17 protein-coding genes and 2 tRNA genes are annotated in these 16,707 nt (G+C 65.1%); 13 read left to right on the forward strand and 6 right to left on the reverse strand.

Annotation, left to right across the window (positions count from 1 at the left end):
- Positions 1–82: 82 nt before the first annotated feature.
- Entirely contained in the window at positions 83–670 is a 588-nt protein-coding gene (locus ACSQ23_RS13340; RefSeq protein WP_436090914.1) for a metalloregulator ArsR/SmtB family transcription factor, read from the reverse strand.
- 240 nt (positions 671–910) lie between these two features.
- Here ACSQ23_RS13340 and trhA point away from each other — a divergent pair, with 240 nt between their 5' ends.
- A complete protein-coding gene (gene trhA / locus ACSQ23_RS13345; protein WP_055878751.1) occupies positions 911–1,597 on the forward strand; it encodes a PAQR family membrane homeostasis protein TrhA in 687 nt (228 codons plus the stop codon).
- Here the strand turns inward: trhA and ACSQ23_RS13350 are convergent.
- Positions 1,584–2,045, reverse strand: a complete 462-nt coding sequence (locus ACSQ23_RS13350) for a DUF192 domain-containing protein (RefSeq protein WP_055878753.1) — start codon at positions 2,043–2,045, stop codon at positions 1,584–1,586. The genes trhA and ACSQ23_RS13350 overlap by 14 nt on opposite strands.
- 233 nt (positions 2,046–2,278) lie before the next feature.
- On the opposite strand from ACSQ23_RS13350, the gene ACSQ23_RS13355 reads away from it, so the two are divergent.
- Positions 2,279–2,683 (forward strand): SgcJ/EcaC family oxidoreductase, encoded by a 405-nt coding sequence (locus tag ACSQ23_RS13355; protein WP_436090915.1) that lies wholly within the window; start codon positions 2,279–2,281, stop codon positions 2,681–2,683.
- Between the two features lie 393 nt (positions 2,684–3,076).
- On the opposite strand, the gene ACSQ23_RS13360 is transcribed toward ACSQ23_RS13355, so the two are convergent.
- On the reverse strand, positions 3,077–3,700 hold the full coding sequence (locus tag ACSQ23_RS13360) for a cold-shock protein (RefSeq protein WP_082533190.1): 624 nt from the start codon (positions 3,698–3,700) through the stop codon (positions 3,077–3,079).
- Between the two features lie 257 nt (positions 3,701–3,957).
- Here ACSQ23_RS13360 and ACSQ23_RS13365 point away from each other — a divergent pair, with 257 nt between their 5' ends.
- The 6 genes from ACSQ23_RS13365 to ACSQ23_RS13390 all read left to right on the forward strand — a co-directional run bounded on the left by ACSQ23_RS13365 (position 3,958) and on the right by ACSQ23_RS13390 (position 7,523).
- On the forward strand, positions 3,958–4,377 hold the full coding sequence (locus ACSQ23_RS13365; RefSeq protein ID WP_055995483.1) for a VOC family protein: 420 nt from the start codon (positions 3,958–3,960) through the stop codon (positions 4,375–4,377).
- Positions 4,378–4,540: 163 nt separating this feature from the next.
- Entirely contained in the window at positions 4,541–4,996 is a 456-nt protein-coding gene (locus tag ACSQ23_RS13370) for a YcbK family protein (protein ID WP_436090916.1), read from the forward strand.
- Between the two features lie 88 nt (positions 4,997–5,084).
- Positions 5,085–5,159, forward strand: a tRNA-Glu gene (locus ACSQ23_RS13375).
- Positions 5,160–5,220: 61 nt separating this feature from the next.
- A tRNA-Glu gene (locus ACSQ23_RS13380) sits at positions 5,221–5,295 on the forward strand.
- Between the two features lie 220 nt (positions 5,296–5,515).
- Positions 5,516–6,244 (forward strand): hypothetical protein, encoded by a 729-nt coding sequence (locus ACSQ23_RS13385; protein WP_436090917.1) that lies wholly within the window; start codon positions 5,516–5,518, stop codon positions 6,242–6,244.
- 832 nt (positions 6,245–7,076) lie between these two features.
- The gene (locus tag ACSQ23_RS13390) at positions 7,077–7,523 is read left to right on the forward strand and encodes an ion channel (protein ID WP_436090918.1); all 447 of its coding nucleotides are present in this window, start codon (positions 7,077–7,079) and stop codon (positions 7,521–7,523) included.
- Positions 7,524–7,526: 3 nt separating this feature from the next.
- Here the strand turns inward: ACSQ23_RS13390 and ACSQ23_RS13395 are convergent, their stop codons facing one another.
- A complete protein-coding gene (locus tag ACSQ23_RS13395; RefSeq protein WP_436090919.1) occupies positions 7,527–8,891 on the reverse strand; it encodes an FAD/NAD(P)-binding protein in 1,365 nt (454 codons plus the stop codon).
- A 204-nt stretch (positions 8,892–9,095) separates the two neighbouring features.
- Here ACSQ23_RS13395 and ACSQ23_RS13400 point away from each other — a divergent pair, with 204 nt between their 5' ends.
- Genes ACSQ23_RS13400 through ACSQ23_RS13420 form a run of 5 tightly spaced genes read left to right on the forward strand, consistent with a single transcriptional unit; the run spans position 9,096 to position 14,444 of the window.
- Positions 9,096–9,983, forward strand: coding sequence for an amino acid ABC transporter permease (locus ACSQ23_RS13400; RefSeq protein ID WP_436090920.1), 888 nt, complete (start codon positions 9,096–9,098; stop codon positions 9,981–9,983).
- Positions 9,980–10,816, forward strand: coding sequence for an amino acid ABC transporter ATP-binding protein (locus tag ACSQ23_RS13405; protein ID WP_436090921.1), 837 nt, complete (start codon positions 9,980–9,982; stop codon positions 10,814–10,816). The genes ACSQ23_RS13400 and ACSQ23_RS13405 overlap by 4 nt, the downstream gene beginning before the upstream one ends.
- 41 nt (positions 10,817–10,857) lie before the next feature.
- Entirely contained in the window at positions 10,858–11,781 is a 924-nt protein-coding gene (locus ACSQ23_RS13410; RefSeq protein WP_436090922.1) for a transporter substrate-binding domain-containing protein, read from the forward strand.
- Positions 11,782–11,798: 17 nt separating this feature from the next.
- On the forward strand, positions 11,799–13,202 hold the full coding sequence (locus ACSQ23_RS13415; protein ID WP_436090923.1) for an NtaA/DmoA family FMN-dependent monooxygenase: 1,404 nt from the start codon (positions 11,799–11,801) through the stop codon (positions 13,200–13,202).
- 60 nt (positions 13,203–13,262) lie between these two features.
- Positions 13,263–14,444, forward strand: a complete 1,182-nt coding sequence (locus tag ACSQ23_RS13420) for a mandelate racemase/muconate lactonizing enzyme family protein (protein ID WP_436090924.1) — start codon at positions 13,263–13,265, stop codon at positions 14,442–14,444.
- Positions 14,445–14,566: 122 nt separating this feature from the next.
- Here ACSQ23_RS13420 and ACSQ23_RS13425 read toward each other — a convergent pair whose 3' ends face one another.
- Both ACSQ23_RS13425 and ACSQ23_RS13430 read right to left on the reverse strand, forming a co-directional pair.
- Positions 14,567–15,613: an aldo/keto reductase gene (locus ACSQ23_RS13425; RefSeq protein ID WP_436090925.1), complete on the reverse strand. Its 1,047-nt coding sequence runs from the start codon at positions 15,611–15,613 to the stop codon at positions 14,567–14,569.
- A gap of 40 nt (positions 15,614–15,653) precedes the next feature.
- Positions 15,654–16,637 (reverse strand): Gfo/Idh/MocA family protein, encoded by a 984-nt coding sequence (locus ACSQ23_RS13430; RefSeq protein WP_436090926.1) that lies wholly within the window; start codon positions 16,635–16,637, stop codon positions 15,654–15,656.
- Between the last annotated feature and the right edge of the window lie 70 nt (positions 16,638–16,707).

Consider the following 16,707-nt stretch of genomic DNA (forward strand, 5'->3'; position numbering starts at 1 on the left):
CGGGAACCTCTGTTTTGGTGCCACCCGCGAGATCGCAAACGGAGGTCCCCGCTTTCGACACCGGTGAGTTGGGGCCAGCAGCCTAGAGATCGAAGAACGACAGCTGCGGGGTCTGCTTGGGCGGCGGCGGGGCGACGGGTTCTGCCTCAGCCTTTGGCCTGGCGACGCGCGGCTTGGCCGGTGCCTTGGGCTTGACGACAATGATCGGCTCCGGGGGCGGTTCGGAAGCCGCGACCATGGGCTCCGGAACCGGCTCGGGTGCGACCAGAACGGGCTCCGGCGCAACCACCGGAGCTGCGACGATCGGCTCAGGCGCGATCGGCTCGGCAACCATTGCCGGCGCTTCGACGGTTTCTGGAGCTTCGGGGGCGACAGCTACCCCCACCGCAGCCTTCTTGCCCCTGCCCGGCTTCTTCTGATGCGTTTCCAGCCAGGCCATACCGGGCTTCAGCTCGTCGCGCTGGAACGAGTAAAGGTTCTCGCGCCCCTGCTTCACCTCCTGCACCAGCCCGATTTCCTTCAGCACCCTCAGGTGCCGGGAGATGGCCGGTCGGCTGATATCGAAGGCGGCCGCCAGCTCATGCACCGGGCGGGCCTTGTCGTGCAGCAGCTCGAGCACCCGGAGACGGGTGGGATCGGCGAGGGCGGAATAGAGGTCGGCGAGACTCATTTCGTCTTCCGAAACAATGGAGTGCGCGGACAGTTGTAACAACTGCGTTACGTGTCAAGCGGCCGGAGTGCGGAATGGGTTGACTGTGACAGTCCGATGACGGGATTGTCACAGCTTATTTGCTTAGGAGCGTTTCGACGAAAAGTCGAAGCGCTCTGCGCCGTTATCCTTTGTCGCGCTTTCGAACCGGAAAAGGCTGCAACTTTTCCGGAAAGCGCTTGTGAGAGAGCCTGAAGCGCCGTGACGACCGAGACGACCATTGCCCGAACCTGGTGGACCCGGGGCCGCCCCTTTTCCCTGCCCGAGCTGATCGCGGACGGGGTGGTGCATGGCATCGGCATCGTCGTTGCCGTGGCGCTCGGGGCGGTGCTGCTGGCCTTTGCCGGCTACGAGACGGCGCCCAACGAGCTGCCGGCGCTGGTGCTGTATGTGGGCAGCCTGTTGCTGGTGCTCAGCATTTCGCTCGCCTTCAACCTCTGCCCGATCGCCTCGCCGGCGAAGCGTACCCTGGCGCGGCTCGACCAGGCGGCGATCTTCCTGTTCATCGCCGGCACCTACACGCCGTTCCTGGTGCTGCTGGGGGCGACACCCTCGAGCATCATCATCGGGCTGTTGATCTGGGGCGCGGCGCTCACCGGCATGGCGCTGAAGCTGTTCGTGCCGCACCGCTTCGGGCGGGGCGCGATCGTGCTCTATCTGGGCATCGGCTGGAGCGGTGTGTTCGTGTTCCAGGCGCTGGCCTCGCACCTGCCGGGCGTCGCGCTGTGGCTCCTGGTAGCGGGCGGGCTCTGCTACAGCGTCGGGCTGATCTTCCACCTGTGGGAGCGGCTGACCTTCCACAACGCCGTATGGCACGGCTTCGTCGTCGCCGGCGCCAGCCTCCACCTCGTGGCGGTGCTCGACTGCATGGTAATCAGCCGGCTGTAGCGCCGTTCTTGATGCGATCGTGCACGACGCGATCGCCGGCGGCGATGCCCAGTTCCTTGGCGCGGCCGCCCGGAATTTCCAAGACGAACATCACCGGACCATCGGACGGGATCGAGGTCAGATCGAGCGGCCGGGCGTTGGCGTGGATATTGGCCACCAACCCCTCGGCGGTGATGAACACCATGTCGAGCGGGATCAGCGTATTGCTCATCCAAAAGCTGACTTCGCGGCTTTCCTTGAAATCGAACAGCATGCCGGCATCGGGCGCCAGGGCTTCGCGATACATCAGGCCCTTGGCCCGGGATTCTGGCGTATCCACCACCTCGACGGTGAAGGGATGGTTGCCGTTGCGCGACTCGATGACCAGCCGGTCGTCGGAGGCGCAGGCGGTGAGCGTCAGGAGCAGGAGGGCGATGAAGGCGCCATGCAGGGCCCGGAGGATGTTCATGGGATCTTGGGGGGTTAGTGCGAACTGGCGGCACCTTATCGCGCCACCGAGGCTTCGGGAACAGCGTCAAGAGACGCGTTCGGGAACAGCGTAAGAGACGCGTTCGAGAACAGCGTAAGAGACGCGTTCGAGAACAGCGTAAGAGACGCGTTCGAGAACAGCGCGAAAGGCTATTGACCTCAACTGCTGTTGAGGTCCGACAAGCGTGGCATCCCAGATGGAAGGAAACCCAGATGAATGCCCGGCGGACTGCCGATATCGAGACCATCCACCGCTTTGTTGCCGCGGTTGAAGCGTCGCAGCGCAACCGCAGCCCCGACGATTTCATCGCGCTGTTCTCGCCCGATGCGGTGTGGGTAACGGGCGGCGGCGTGCGGCTGACCGGGCGCGACGAGATCGACGCCTTCACCCGTCGGGTGCTCACCCCTGCCCTGGGCGACGTGCACGCCACCTACGAAGTGGAGCACGTGCTGTTCGTCGATGACGACGTCGCCGCGGTCAATGTGCGGGCGACGCCCGTGCATGCCGATGGCTCGCGGATCGAAGGCGAACTCGAGGGCACCAAACTCTATGTGCTGAAGCGCAACGCCGAAGGCTGGAAGTTCGCCTCGAGCCATAACGGCTTCATCCAGCCGTAGTGGCAACGGGAAGCGACCGCACTTCACCTATAGCGTTTGGCGGCAAGAGGACCCTCGGGTGCTTCCTCCGCGGAGTGGTGCAAGGGCGGCCGAGCCATCGTGCCCTCCAGGACCCCCTCTCTGGCAAAATCTAAGGCTTAGCCAAACGGCTAAACCTAAGATTTTGCTTTCTCCCCCGCCAAGGGGGAGATGATCCGTGCCTTCCACCTGCATCGAAGTTTCAGTCGGGACTCTCCCCCTTGGCGGGGGAGAAAGCGAAAACTTGGGCTTAGCGCAGCTAAGTCCTTAGTTTTCCCCAGAGAGGGGGTGCGGGGAGCCACCGGGGCACCGCAGCATCTCTTGCCGGCGCTTCTCATATGCAAATGCCCCGCCCACCACGGGAGGCGCAAGAGATCAGTGCGAGGACGGCGCGTCGCCCCAGCCGTCCGGACGGATCTCGGCGACCATCAGGCCCTTGGGGCCGGTGCCGTAGCGGACGAGGACGTGCTGGCCGGGGCGCAGCTCGGTGATGCCGAAGCGGCGCAGCGTCTCCATGTGGACGAAGATATCCGGAGCGCCGTCACCGGCCGAGAGGAAGCCGAAGCCGCGGATGCGGTTGAACCACTTCACCTCGAGGCGTTCGAGGCGGCTGGTCGGCTCGACCGTGACGTGGGTGCGCGGCGCCGGCATCTGCGCCGGGTGCTTGGCGGTCGAGTCGTCCATCGAGAGGATGCGGAAAGCCTGCAGCCCACCCGGTCGCGCCAGCGCCTCGACGACGATGCGCGAGCCCTCATAGGCGGTCTGGTAGCCGTCCCGCCTCAGGCAGGTCACATGCAGGAGCACGTCTGGGCGGCCATCGTCGGGGACGATGAAGCCGAACCCCTTGGAAACGTCGAACCACTTGATCGACCCAACCACCTCGATGACATCGAGATTGGCGTCGCCGCCGTGGTCGGATGCCGGGTGCTGTCCGAGCGGGCCGGTCTCGTCGGACCGGAACCCGGGTTCGTCACCGTCGGCTGTAAACTTGGCCCCCATGCCTCAAGCCTTTTCGTACTCGCCCCGCCGCTGTTCGGGGTACGCCACACATGAGGCACTGTGTCCGATTCAGCCCGGGAAGTTAAGAAGCGTTTACGATTTTGTCAGGGGTTTTTCGCAACCGCTTTGGAGGACCGGCAATACCGGCGCTTCCAGCCCGGTATTCGATGACCCGTGTGTCGTCGACGAGTGTCCAACTTGATGCGGGCGGCCAGCCGTTGTAGGCCGCACCAACACACTCTCCGGGAGGACCAGACGTGAAGTATCTCCACACCATGGTGCGGGTCACCGACATCGAAGCGAGCCTGAAATTCTATCGCGACGGCCTCGGGCTCGAGGAAGTCCGGCGCACCGAGAACGAGAAGGGCCGCTACACGCTGATCTTCCTCGCCGCCAAGGGCCAGCACGAGACGCCGGTCGAGCTCACCTATAACTGGGACCCCGAGGTCTATACGGGTGGCCGCAATTTCGGTCACCTCGCCTACGAGGTCGCCAACATCTACGATTTCTGCGCCCATATGCAGAAGCTCGGCTACACCATCAACCGCCCGCCCCGCGACGGCCGCATGGCGTTTGTCCGCTCGCCCGACAACATCTCGGTCGAGATCCTGCAGGAAGGTGCGGCGCTCGCCCCGGCCGAGCCCTGGCTGTCGATGCCGAACACCGGCGCCTGGTAAGCCGCCCCCCGGGGGCAGCCATCCGCAGCCCCTGAGGTAACCGACCGCTAACCAATCGGCTTAGCCGACGGTTAGCCAAGACTTTGTAGCTTCCTCGCGAGCGCCGGCCGGGCAAGGGCCGGCGTTCTGCTACCGCCCTGACGCGCGGCATGGGAAGTGACGAATGATCCGACTGATTGCGGTGCTGGCAAGCGCCCTGCTGCTGAGTGGCTGCTTCTTTTTCGGCGGCGGGGGCGGCGCCTCCTACAAGGGTTATGTGCAGCGGGCCGGCATGTTCCTCTCGTCGACCGACGTCGACAATTCCTGCATCTCGCCAAAACTGCGCTCGGTGATCAGCTCGTTCGAACGCCGGTTCGGCAAGAAGATCGTGGTCAACTCCGGCTATCGCGATCCGATCCGCAACATCATCGGCGGCGGCGAGGATTCGAGCTACCACATGCGCTGCATGGCGGTGGATTTCTTCATCCCCGGCGTCAGCAAGGGCCAGCTCGTCGCCTTCGCCCTGCGCAACGAGCAGGTCGGCGGCCTCGGCTGCTACCCGGGCCGCGGCTTCATCCATGTCGACGTGCGCGACCGGCCGCGCGGCTGGAAGAAGCCCGTCACCTTCTCGGGCTGCTGACGTTCCACAGGGGCTGACATAAGCGCGTGTTTCTTCGAAAAACACCCTTGCCAGCCCGAATGAACCTCCCTATACGGACGCCACCGCGGCGCCCTTCGTCTATCGGTTAGGACGGCACCCTTTCACGGTGCAGAGAGGGGTTCGACTCCCCTAGGGCGCGCCACTTTCCCCTCATGGGCTGGTGGTTGACGGTACGGCGCTCATCGCCGATAAAGAGTTCCTCCGCGCCCATCGTCTAGCGGTCAGGACACCGCCCTCTCACGGCGGGAACAGGGGTTCGATTCCCCTTGGGCGCGCCAACTCCCCTCCTTCCAGCGAGAAGTCGTTTCGGCCCAGGGTGCGTGCATCGCACGCTCCCTTAAGCGGTTTGTAGCGGGCCGATCCTGCGGCAACTGCTTGGCCGGAACGTCTGGGGTATCGAAACCAGCACGAATGCCATACGCGCGCCGATCCGACTTGGAGGGGGTTGCTGAGCGCTGCGATTTCGTTTCCAGATTGGGCAACCTCGGGAGAGTGCCATTGGGACCTCGCTGGTTTGCCTCGCTGCTGCTAGTCGCTGTCGCGTACGCGGTCCCGGCCGTTGCACAGCACTCACCTGCTGCTGAAAGCAGGCGTGTCCTTGAGGAGCAGATTGCCGCAATTCTCTCAAGCAAGACTGTGCGCTTGCCGGCTCTTGAAGCCGGCGGCGAGGCGCGCTTCGAGACGCTGCCTCTGACTTCGCCGACGTCCGATAGGGTGCTCGACGAAACGACGGCCTTCTTTGAAAAGTGCGTGCTCGTGGTTCGGTTGGTGCAGCACCACCCGCTTGACTGGCGTCAGATGGACACCCGGCTGGATATTTCCCTGATCGTCGCCGAGCCCGAGCGCGTCAAGATAAGGCCCCGTTCTGTCCACCCACAGCTCGGCCCCATGGGAGGAAGCATTATTTATCGATGGCGACCGGAGGTGGAGCGGCGGATGAAGGTCTTGCAGCGGCAGGCCCGTGAGATCCTCGATGAAGCGATGGAACGGTTCCCGGCGGACGTCGAAACGCGCCTCGCGTGGATTGCTGCGCGGCACGACAAGGAGCTCGTCGACAAGATCTATCTGGATGCGGGGAGACGCGTTTACTACGACAACGGGGTGGAGATTTCTGAGCCAGAGTCGTGGTCGCCCATGTTCCACCTCGAAGGTGAGCGGGCGGCAACCTTCGTGGAGTTGGTGCATCGATATCAGACCAGTTACTGCGGCGAGCGCTTATCTGCGTAGTCGTCTCCGCACGCAAAGCCAGCGCGCAGCCCGAGGTTAGTGGCTGAATCACCCCATAGTCGTGGTGATTTCCCAGCCAGTTCCGCGCACTCACTCAGACATCCGGATCGCCTCGATCTCGTGCCGCCGTGTCGGTGGCCCATCGCAGTCGGTCGGTCTAGGGGCATCGCCAATCGATTAGTGGCGGAGCACTTTCGACGACGTGCCAAACTTCGAGTTCGTAGTATGGTCCTTCATGGACGCGTGCGAGCTCTGAATTGAAAGTGGCGTACGGCTCTATCGTTGCTGGGGAACCACCGCCGACAGAGAATGTCGGCCGCAACGGATTTGAGTGTGGATCGAGCGGGTCTTCACGCTCGGCGTAGAAGGCCAGTATCGATGCCTCCTGTCCCGGAGGATACGAGCGAGCTTCCAAAATCATGAAGTCGCAGTTGTCGCCGTTCGAGAGTTTGTCGATGCCTTGATGCAAGAGGATGCGTTCGGTTCCAGGTGGGTGCGGCATCCGACCATACTGTCGCCCCCAGTTCACTGCCTTTACTTCATTGAGGCCGATCGGGAGTGCTACGCAAAAGCTCAGGGGAGCCAGGATCACGACTGACAGAGTGATGCCGAGCGTCCGGAGAGCCGTGATCATCTCGGAAGCATGTCTTTCAACTGGCGCTCGCGACAAGCACAGACGGTATCGGCCCGACCAATGGGTGTCGAGACTGGCTCGCACTCTAACCTCATGCGGGGTGAACCACTGGCGGGCTCGGTTCGGTTGTCACGGACAGTTTTTGTCGGCTTCGCTATTCTGTGCGGCGATGGATAATGATCGTTCCTGGAGGGCTCGGTGACCGATCTCATTCTGCTGCAACTCGGCTGGTTGGCCGTTGGCCTCACCGCGGCGGTGCTGATTCAGATTGCCGGCCTCAGCCTGATCTCGCGGCTGGTGACCCGCCTGAGCGCGCGGCCCGAGGGGATGGCGCAGACGTGGCAGATCACCACCATGGGGCTCGTGGTCTATCTGCTGTTCGTGCTGCACCTGGTGCAGATCGCCGTCTACGCCGCGATCTATGTGGTTACCGGCGCGATCGACTCGGTGCACACAGCGCTCTACTTTTCGGCGGCGACGTTCACGACGATCGGCGGCGGCGTGGTGCAGACCGAGGAGCCTTGGCAGTTCTTCGCGTCGCTCGAGGGGCTCAGCGGCATCATCATGGTCGGGTGGTCCATTTCCTTCCTCGTGGCCGTGACCAATCGGCTCGGCATGTGGACGCAGAAGGCGTCGAGGAACTGAGGCTCAGCCAAAGGCGCGGGCGGCGGCTTCGCCCAGCACGCGCTTCGCCAGTTCCGCGCACTGCACCCGGATATCCGGGATCGCCTCGATCTCGAAGAAGGTGCCGCGGGTCAGCGGCCCCACTGCCAGCAGCCGGTCTGACGGCGTACCGAAGCGGTCGATGGTGCGGCACTCCGTATCCACTTCGAGGCCGATGTGCAGGGGATCGGGGCGGATGTCGCCGCGGGTGAGGAGCGCGCGGATGGCCGGGTTGCTCGATTGCTCGACGTCGACGCTGATGCCGCCGCAATCATAGACGCGGGCGACGTCGAAGAAGGTGAGATTGCTGGCGCCCTTGCGGCGCACGGTGGCGCGGATTTCGGCGCCCCGCCGCTCGATATCGAGATAGGTGCCGGCAACGAGGCGGACCTGCCCTGCCCCCACTGCCTGTTCCAGCCGGGCGTGGAGTTCCGGCGGCAGGCGGTGGCGGTGGATGTTCCAGAACGGCCTGACATGGCTGAGGAAGCGGCGGCGGGAACCCAGCGACCAGTTCTGCCAGATCCGCTGGTTGAACGGCCTGAGCGCATCGACGACGCTGCGCCAATCCTCGCCACGCCCCGCCGCTTCTTCGACCAGGTCGCGGAACCAGGCGGTGAAATAGTGGAGCTCGGTGCCGAACGGCACATCGGCCGCCTCGAGCGGAATCGGCGCCACCTGGCGGTGCGCCTTGGGCAGGAGGCCGTGACGGGAGACGACGGTGATCGGGCCGCGATGCTGGGCTTCGGCCAGCGACAGCCAGGCATCGACCATCGAGAGGCCCGAGCCGAGCAGCAGCACCGGGGCATCGGGATCGAGCGGGGTGTCAGCCTCGGAGCCAACGCGCACGGCAATGCCCTTGGCGCGGGCCGGGTTGGTTTCGTGCCCCACGGCCAGCACGGCGGCATGGGCCACAAGGCTGGCGCCGCTGCTGAGCCTGGCTTCCACCCCTGCCCCGGTCGTCAGGACGTGGATGCACTCGTCGTGGACGATGTGCAGCCGGCCGGGCGCCGTGGCTTCGACTTCGGTCAGCACGTCGGCGAGATAGCTGCCGTAGTGGCGGCGCGGCACGAAGACGAAGCGTTCGGCCTCGGTTACCAGTTTCCGATCGTGCAGCCAGCGCCAGAAGTGATCGGGATCATCGGCATAGGCGCTCATGCCTGGCGCCGCGACGTTCAGCACATGGTCGAGCTGACGGGTCGAATAGGCGACACCGCGGCCGAGGCTCGGGCGCTTTTCGACCAGCGTGACGCGGATATCGGCGACGCTGCGCAGGAGGTGCGCGGCGAGCAGCACGCCACTGGCGCCACCGCCGATAATGAGGATGGAGAGGCGTGGCTGCGCTTCGTTCATGCGTGCTTCCTTGCGGGTTGGGTCACGACGCAAAACGTCCCGATTGAAACGTCCGTCCTAAGCTAACGTTCTCCGAGGGCAGGTTTTTTCGTCACCCGCGACCGGCGCGCTGCCGGAGTTCCTCGACCGGTTCCGACGCATAGACTACTAATCCAGTCGATTTAATCAACACTGTATCCTTCCCGGATGCAGCGGGGGCTGGGCTTGACGCAATTGACGCTCGATATCGCCGAACGGGGCGCCGTGCCGCTCGAAGACCGGGCGGTGGAACGCCCGCGTTCAGGCCACCGGCACCGGCTGCGGAGTGGTCTGGTCTGGGCGGTGGCAGTGCTGATCGCCGCCTATGCGGTATCGGCAGTGGCGACCAACCCGGCGATGCGCTGGGATTCGATCGGCAAGTTCCTGACCGCGCCGATCATCCTCCAGGGCCTCGTGACGACGCTGCTGATCACCTTCCTGTCCGCCGTCATCGGGCTCGTTGGCGGGCTGGTGATTGCGCTGATGCGGATGTCGGCCAACCCGCTGATCAAGACCATCGCGGTGGGCTATCTCGGATTGTTCCGGGCGGTGCCGCTCCTGGTGCAGATCCTCATCTGGTACAATCTCGGCACCTTCTTTCCTGAGCTCGGTTTCGGCATCCCGTTCACCGATATCGGACTCTATGGCGATACCAACGTGCTGCTGAGCCCGCTGGTGGCGTGCCTCATCGCCATCGGCTTGAACCAGGCCGCCTATATGGGCGAGATCATCCGCGGCGGGCTGCTGTCGGTGCAGCCAGGCCAGGTCGAGGCGGCGATCGCGCTGGGAATGACGCGGGCCAAGGCGTTCCGCCGGGTAATCGCGCCGCAGGCGGCCAAATCGATCATCCCACCGCTCGGCAACGACATGATCAACCTGTTGAAGGCCACCTCGCTGGTCTCGGTGGTGGGCGTCGGCGACCTGATGACCCGGGCGCAGGGGATTTATGCCAGCAACTATCAGGTGATCCCGCTGCTGATCGTCGCCAGCATCTGGTACCTGGTGCTGACCATCATCTTCACCTTCGTCCAGGGCCTCCTGGAGCGGCGTTTTGCGGCCGGGGTGGCGCGATGAACTACGCCCCGCCCGACCTGCGCGTCGCGACGGAAGCGCCGGCGCTGATCCGTGTGCGCAACGTGACCAAAAGCTACGGCGCCAACCGGGTGCTGGACGGGGTCAATCTCGATGTCCGGCAGGGCGAGGTGCGCTGCATCATCGGGCCCTCCGGCTCGGGCAAGAGCACCCTGCTCCGCTGCCTCAATGCGCTCACCGATTTCGACAGCGGCGCCGTGGTGCTGGACGAGACGCGGGTCGGCTATACCGAGCGCAACGGCGTGCTGAAGCCGTGGACCGGGCGGGAGGCTGCAGCATTCCGCAGCCGGGTCGGGCTGGTATCGCAGCATGTGAACCTGTTTTCGCACCGCACGGTGCTGGAGAACGTTATCGAGGGTCCGGTGCAGGTGCTCGGCGCGAGCCGTGCCAGCGCCATGCGCAGCGCGACCGACCTGCTGTCGCGGGTCGGGCTCGCCGACAAGCACGACAGCTACCCCAGCCAGCTCTCGGGCGGGCAGCAGCAACGCGCCGCCATCGCCCGGGCGCTGGCGATGAACCCCAGGGTCATGCTGTTCGACGAGGCGACCAGCGCGCTCGACCCCGAACTGGTGGGCGAAGTGCTGGGGGTGATGCAGGCCCTCGCCAGCGACGGCATGACCATGGTGGTCGTCACCCACGAGATGCGCTTTGCCGAGGAGGCAGGCGACCGGATCGCGGTGATGGATGCCGGCCGCATCATCGAGGACGGACCGGCAAGCGAGATCTTCAGCCGGCCGCGCCAGCCGCGCACCGCCGAGTTCCTCAAGGATCATTTCAGGTTCGCTCCGGCCGAGGGCCGGCGCGACCGCGCCTGAACAACCGGGCAAACGCCCATCATGCAAGAAAGAGACTGACCGTGACCAAGCTCTCATCACTCGTAACCAAAGTGCTACGTGCCGCCGGCCTGACGCTCGCCGTCGCTGCGCCGCTGTTCGCCGCTCCGGTCTTCGCCCAGGATGCCGCGACCGAAGCCGCCCGTGCCCTGCTGCCGGCCAAGTACCGCGATGCAGGCGTGCTGAATGTCGGCGCCTCGACGGTTTACGCGCCGCACTCGTTCTTCAAGGAAGGCACCACCGAGTTCACCGGCTACGAGATCGAGCTGTTCAACGCGGTGACCGAAATCCTCGGGGTCAAGCCGGTCTATACCGAAGCGCCGTTCCAGCAGCTGATCGCCGGGGTGAAGTCAGGCCGTTCGGATGTGTCGCTGGGCGATCTCGGCGACAACGACCTGCGCCGCGAACAGGTGGATTTCATCGACCACACCCGGCTGACCTTCCAGCTGCTGATCGACGAAGCCGACAAGGACAGCATCAAGACAGTGTTCGACCTCTGCGGGCGCGATCTCGGCGTGGTGCAGGGCACCACCAACATCATCTTCAAGGCGCTGTCGCAGTGCGAGAGCAAGGGGCTGAAGCCGGCCAGCTTCATCGAGTTCCCCGATGCCACCGCCAAGGACCAGGCGATCCAGTCAGGCCGGCTGCCGCGCGCCGATATCTCGGCCACCGCCGTGGGGCGCTTTCGTGAGGCGGCCGGGCTGAACCCGGGCCAGATCCTCGTGCCGGCGCCGGAACTGGGCGACCTCTATATCGGCTTCATCGTCGACAAGGGGAACACCGAGCTCGCCAGCGCCATCGAGGCGGCGCTGAAGATCCTGTTCGACAACGGCAAGTACGCCGAGATCCTCGCCGCCTACAGCATCTCCGACCTCAACCTCGAGGCGCCGGGCGTCAATATCGGCCAGAACGCCTCGAACTGGGTGCAACCCAAGCCGAAGAGCTGATCGCCGGATCGATCCGCATGCGGGCGCCGGCAGCAGCCGGCGCCCAAGCCATTTCCACCAGGACCTCGATGATGCCCAGCGCCCGGCCCTCCGGCCACGACAAGATGAACATCGCCGTGCTCGTTTCGGGCGGCGGCAACCACCAGGGCGCCTGGCGCCGAAGCGGCAGCAATATCGAGCTCGCCAACACGCCGGGCTTCTACGTGGCGTTCGCGCAGGCAGCCGAGGCGGCCAAGATCGACGCGATCTTTTTTGCCGATATCCCCTCGCTCGACCCCAAGGCGCTCGGGGTAAACCCGGTGCTCAACGCGTTCGAGCCGGTGGTGCTGACTTCGTATCTCGCGGCCTTCACCAGCCGGGTCGGACTGGTGTCGAGCGTTTCGACCAGCTTCTCCGAGCCCTATACGGTGGCCCGGCAGTTCGCCTCGCTCGATCGCGTTTCGGGCGGCCGCGCCGGCTGGAACATCGTCACCTCGGCCACTGGCGAGAAGAACTATGGTGCAACGCCCCTGCCCGACCAGGATGTGCGCTATGCCCAGGCGGCCGAGTTCGTCGAGATTGCCAAGCGCCTATGGGACAGCTGGGACCAGCAAACGCTGAAGATCGACCGGGCCAGCGGGCAGTTCGGCGACATCGCCGACATCCGGCCGACCGATTTCCACGGCAAGTTCTTCGACGTGGCCGGGCCGCTCAATATCCAGCGCCCGCCGCAGGGTTGGCCGGTGCTGTTCCAGGCCGGCGCCTCGCCGATCGGCCGCGGCTTTGCCGCCGAGACGGCCGAGGGGGTGTTCACGGCGCAGCAGACGCTGGAGGACAGCCTCGAATTCGCCCGCGACATGCGGGCCCGCGTCGGCGCTGCCGGCCGCGATCCGCGCCGAGTGAAGCTGCTGCTCGGCATCACTCCGATCATCGGGGCGACCGAGGCAGAGGCGAAAGCCACGGAGCGGGAGCTGGGCGAGTTCATCGACATCAAGGCGTCGCTGCGCAAGCTCAACAGCTATATCCCCGGCGTCGACCTGTCCGGCTTCGATCTCGACAAGCCGATCCCACGCGAGGCGCTGCCGGATGTGTCGGCGGTGCAGGGCCGGCAGAGCCGCTACAAGATCTTTGCCGATCTGACGCTCAATGACGGCTGGACGCTGCGCGAACTGGTGAAGCTTACCGGCCGCTCGGATGGGCACTGGACGCTGACCGGCAGCCCCGAGCAGATCGCCGACCAGATGGCCGAGCGCTTTCTGGCGGACGCCTGCGACGGCTATGTGGTGATGCCGACCTACCATCCCGAAGGCTCCGGGCTGTTCTTTTCGGATGTGGTGCCGATCCTGCAGCAGCGCGGGCTGTTCCGCACCGAATACGAAGGCACGACGCTGCGCTCGCACCTGGGGCTGGATATCCCGGAACGCGGTGGGCGCGGCATCTGACGGCCTTTGCCGCCCTGCCCCTCCTCGCTATAGAAGGCAGCAAACAGAGGGGAGTATTCGATGTCGGCTGTGGGTCATCTGTCGGAGGGGGATCGCGGACAGGCGCGGATCACCGCGATCAAGGCATTGCGGCTCGACAGCGGCTTCTGCCTCGTCCGCATCGATACCGATGCCGGCCTTTCCGGCTATGGCGAGTGCGGCGACCTCGATGGCGACCTGGTGCGGGCAGCGCTGCTCACCCATGCCGAGGGCGGGGCGCGGCTGCCGCACCTTCAGCTGATCGGCAAGGATCCGCTCGATATCGGGGTGCACCACCACAACCTGTTTTACGCCTATCGGCAGCGCCCGGCGCACATCATGATCTGCTCGGGGCTGGACATGGCGCTGTGGGACCTGGCGGGGAAACTGCTGAAGCAGCCGGTGCACAAGCTGCTCGGCGGGGCCTTCCGCACCGAGCTCGAACTCTATTCGCACTGCCCGCATTTCGATTTGACCGATGCCGGCGCCTGGGCCGAAGCGGCCGCCGACCTGAAATCCGATCCGCATGGCTTCAAGACCTTCAAGGTCGATATCCACGACGCCATCGGCGTGCCGATGCAGGAATACGCGCCGAGCCTGTCGCCCGGCGATATCCGCAAGATCGGCCGCTCCTACGAGCTGGCGCGCGAGCACCTCGGCGACGAGATCGACATCATCGTCCACTGCCATAACGAGCTCGATGCACCGAGCGCCATCGCGGTGGCCGAGGCGGTGGAGGCGATCAAGCCGATCTACTACGAGGATCCGCTGCAGCCGGGCTTTTCGGAGAACTGGCTGGCGCTGCGGCGTTCGACCAATATCCCGATCATGACCGGCGAGAATATCGAACTGCCGGAGGGGGCGCTGCCGTTCCTCCAGCACCAGGCGGTCGATTGCCTGCAGCCCGACATCATCAGCTCGGGCGGCATCACCGGCACCAAGGCGATCGCCGACCTCGCGGCGCTCTATCGCACACCGATCACGCTGCACAATGTCAGCGGGCTGCTGATGAATGCGGCGAGCCAGCAGCTGGCTGCGTCGGTGTTCAACTGCCCACGCATCGAGTGCACCCGGCGGGCGGACGGTCTCGCGTGGGCGTCGCCAAATCCACTGCAGGTCAGGGACGGCAAGATGCAGGTGTCGATGGCGCCGGGGCTGGGGGTGGAGCTGGATCAGGAGTGGATCAGCGGGCACCGGTTTGCTGGGGAGCCGGACTGGAACTGAGGCGCCGGCCTCGCCCCCACGGGAGAAGGCAGACTGATGGTTTGGCCGCCCCCACCACCAGCTTCGCTGGTCCCCCTCCCCCGCCACGCGGGGGAGGATCACTGCGCCGCCGGTGACTATCCCTACGGCAGCCGCTGCGTGTGCGTCGGTTCGAACTCCGCCTTGCCGAACGTGCCCGGCAGGTTGGTGTCCATCCATTCGTACGGGTAGCCGAGCTTCAGCGGCATGGCGTCGGTGAGTTCCCGACGCACCTCTGCCGGCAAGTCGAAATCGCCGGCGTCGAGGTTTTCGGCGACCTGGTCGACGCGGCGGGCGCCGATGATGGCGGCGGTGACCCTCGTGTCACCAAGCAGCCAGCTCAGCGCCACCTGGCTCGGAGTGCGGCCGAGGCGGCCCGCCACTTCGACGACCTTGTCGATCATCTTCAGCGAATCCTCGAACCAGTAGCGCGGCAGGGTGATCGCCGCCTGCTGGCCGATGCGGGATTTCTCGTCGGGCTTATCCTCGCCGCGGTACTTGCCGGTGAGCATGCCGGCGGCGAGCGGGCTCCAGCAGATCATCCCGAGGCCCTGGTCGTCGCAGGCCGGCAGGATCTCGCGCTCGATGTCGCGGCGGACGAGGTTGTAGAGATGCTGCGCCGAAACCAGCGGCTCATAGCCCTTGAGCGCGGCGACGCCGTTGGTCTTGGCGATCTGCCAGCCATAAAAGTTCGAGCAGCCGAGATAGCGGATCTTGCCGGCGCGGATCAGGTCGTCGGCGGCGCGGAGGCTCTCTTCGATCGGGGTGTAGGGGTCGGGCCCGTGGAACTGGTAGAGGTCGATGTAGTCGGTATCGAGCCGCTTCAGGCTCTTCTCGCAGGCTTCGACGATGTGCTTGCGGCTCAGCCCACGCGAGGTCACTGCCGGGTCGGCCGGGAACCAGCACTTAGTGGCGATCACCAGCTGGTCGCGGCTGTGGTCTTTGAGCGCCACGCCGAGCATGGTCTCCGAGGCGCCGCCGGAATAGCCGTTGGCGGTATCGATGAAGTTGCCGCCGCCTTCGACGAAGCGTTTGACGATGGCGCTCGAGGTCTCCTGGTCGCAGCCCCATTGCGAGTTGCCGAACGTCATGGTGCCGAGGCAAAGGCGCGAGACCAACAGGCCGCTGCGGCCGAGATAGCGATACTTCATCAGTTTCCTCCGAATATGAGATCGAACAGGGAAAGGCGGATCACTCGGTCGGGTATTTCAGCCCGATCTGCTGCCGGATGGTGTCGAGGCAGGTCATGATGGCGACGCTCTCCGAGGGTGAGAGAATAGTGCCGGCGGTCCGCTTCTCGGCGACGAGGCGTTCGAGCTCGGCGGCCTGGTACTGCATGCCGCGGCCCTCGACCTTCGAGACATACTCCTCGACCACGCTGTTGCTGGCGTCGTAGCGGCGGAAGCTGGTGGGGGTGTACCAGACCTTGTCGATCTCGATGCGACCCTCGGTGCCGTGGATGGTGGCGATATTGCGCCCGGCAGTATCGCTGCCGGACAGCGTCAGCGCGATGGCGCCGGACCCGTAGGTGAACATCGTCGCGACGGTGCCATCCGCTCCGGTCTGTTTGAGCCGCGCAGTGGCGGCGATGGTCTTGGGTGCGCCGAGCACGTCGAAGGTGAACGAGATCGGATAGATGCCGAGATCGAGCAGCGCCCCACCGCCGAGCTCCAGCGCGTTGAGCCGGTGCTTGGGGTCATCCGACAGGTCCTGCGTATGGTCGGCGACCACCGAGCGGATCTCGCCCAAGACGCCCGAGCGGACGATCTCGCGGATGCGCAGCATGTGCGGCAGGAAGCGGGTCCACATCGCTTCGAGCACGACGAGGTCCTTGCTGGCCCCGAGATCGACGATCTCCTGCGCTTCACGGGCGTTGACGGTAAAGGCCTTCTCGATCAGCACGTGCTTGCCGTGGTTGAGCGCCAGCCTGGCGTTGTCGGCATGCATCGGGTGCGGCGTCGCGACATAGATGGCGTCGACATCGGGATCGGCGCAGAGCGCCTCGTAACTGCCATGCGCCTTGGGGATGCCGAACTCGGCGGCGAACTTGTCGGCGCTCTGCTGGCTACGCGAGCCGACCGCGGTCACCTTATGGCCGTGCTGGTTCAGATCCTTCACGAACTGCTCGGCAATCCAGCCGGTTGCCAATATCCCCCACCTGACGCTGCCGGCCATTCTCGTGCTCTCCCGAAGTCCGATTGTTGCGGCCCCGAGGTGTAACGACTTGGTCCGCCTGCGCAATGGT

The sequence above is a fragment of the Devosia sp. LjRoot16 genome (genome assembly GCF_964252795.1).
GTDB lineage: Bacteria > Pseudomonadota > Alphaproteobacteria > Rhizobiales > Devosiaceae > Devosia_A.

Excerpts from the sequence above, each read along its gene's own strand:
- ACSQ23_RS13340 (WP_436090914.1), bottom strand. The coding sequence starts at position 670 with ATGAGTCTCGCCGACCTCTATTCCGCCCTCGCCGATCCCACCCGTCTC.
- ACSQ23_RS13350 (WP_055878753.1), bottom strand. The coding sequence starts at position 2,045 with ATGAACATCCTCCGGGCCCTGCATGGCGCCTTCATCGCCCTCCTGCTC.
- ACSQ23_RS13355 (WP_436090915.1), top strand. The coding sequence starts at position 2,279 with ATGAATGCCCGGCGGACTGCCGATATCGAGACCATCCACCGCTTTGTT.
- ACSQ23_RS13360 (WP_082533190.1), bottom strand. The coding sequence starts at position 3,700 with ATGGGGGCCAAGTTTACAGCCGACGGTGACGAACCCGGGTTCCGGTCC.
- ACSQ23_RS13370 (WP_436090916.1), top strand. The coding sequence starts at position 4,541 with ATGATCCGACTGATTGCGGTGCTGGCAAGCGCCCTGCTGCTGAGTGGC.
- ACSQ23_RS13395 (WP_436090919.1), bottom strand. The coding sequence starts at position 8,891 with ATGAACGAAGCGCAGCCACGCCTCTCCATCCTCATTATCGGCGGTGGC.
- ACSQ23_RS13405 (WP_436090921.1), top strand. The coding sequence starts at position 9,980 with ATGAACTACGCCCCGCCCGACCTGCGCGTCGCGACGGAAGCGCCGGCG.
- ACSQ23_RS13415 (WP_436090923.1), top strand. The coding sequence starts at position 11,799 with ATGCGGGCGCCGGCAGCAGCCGGCGCCCAAGCCATTTCCACCAGGACC.
- ACSQ23_RS13420 (WP_436090924.1), top strand. The coding sequence starts at position 13,263 with ATGTCGGCTGTGGGTCATCTGTCGGAGGGGGATCGCGGACAGGCGCGG.
- ACSQ23_RS13425 (WP_436090925.1), bottom strand. The coding sequence starts at position 15,613 with ATGAAGTATCGCTATCTCGGCCGCAGCGGCCTGTTGGTCTCGCGCCTT.
- ACSQ23_RS13430 (WP_436090926.1), bottom strand. The coding sequence starts at position 16,637 with ATGGCCGGCAGCGTCAGGTGGGGGATATTGGCAACCGGCTGGATTGCC.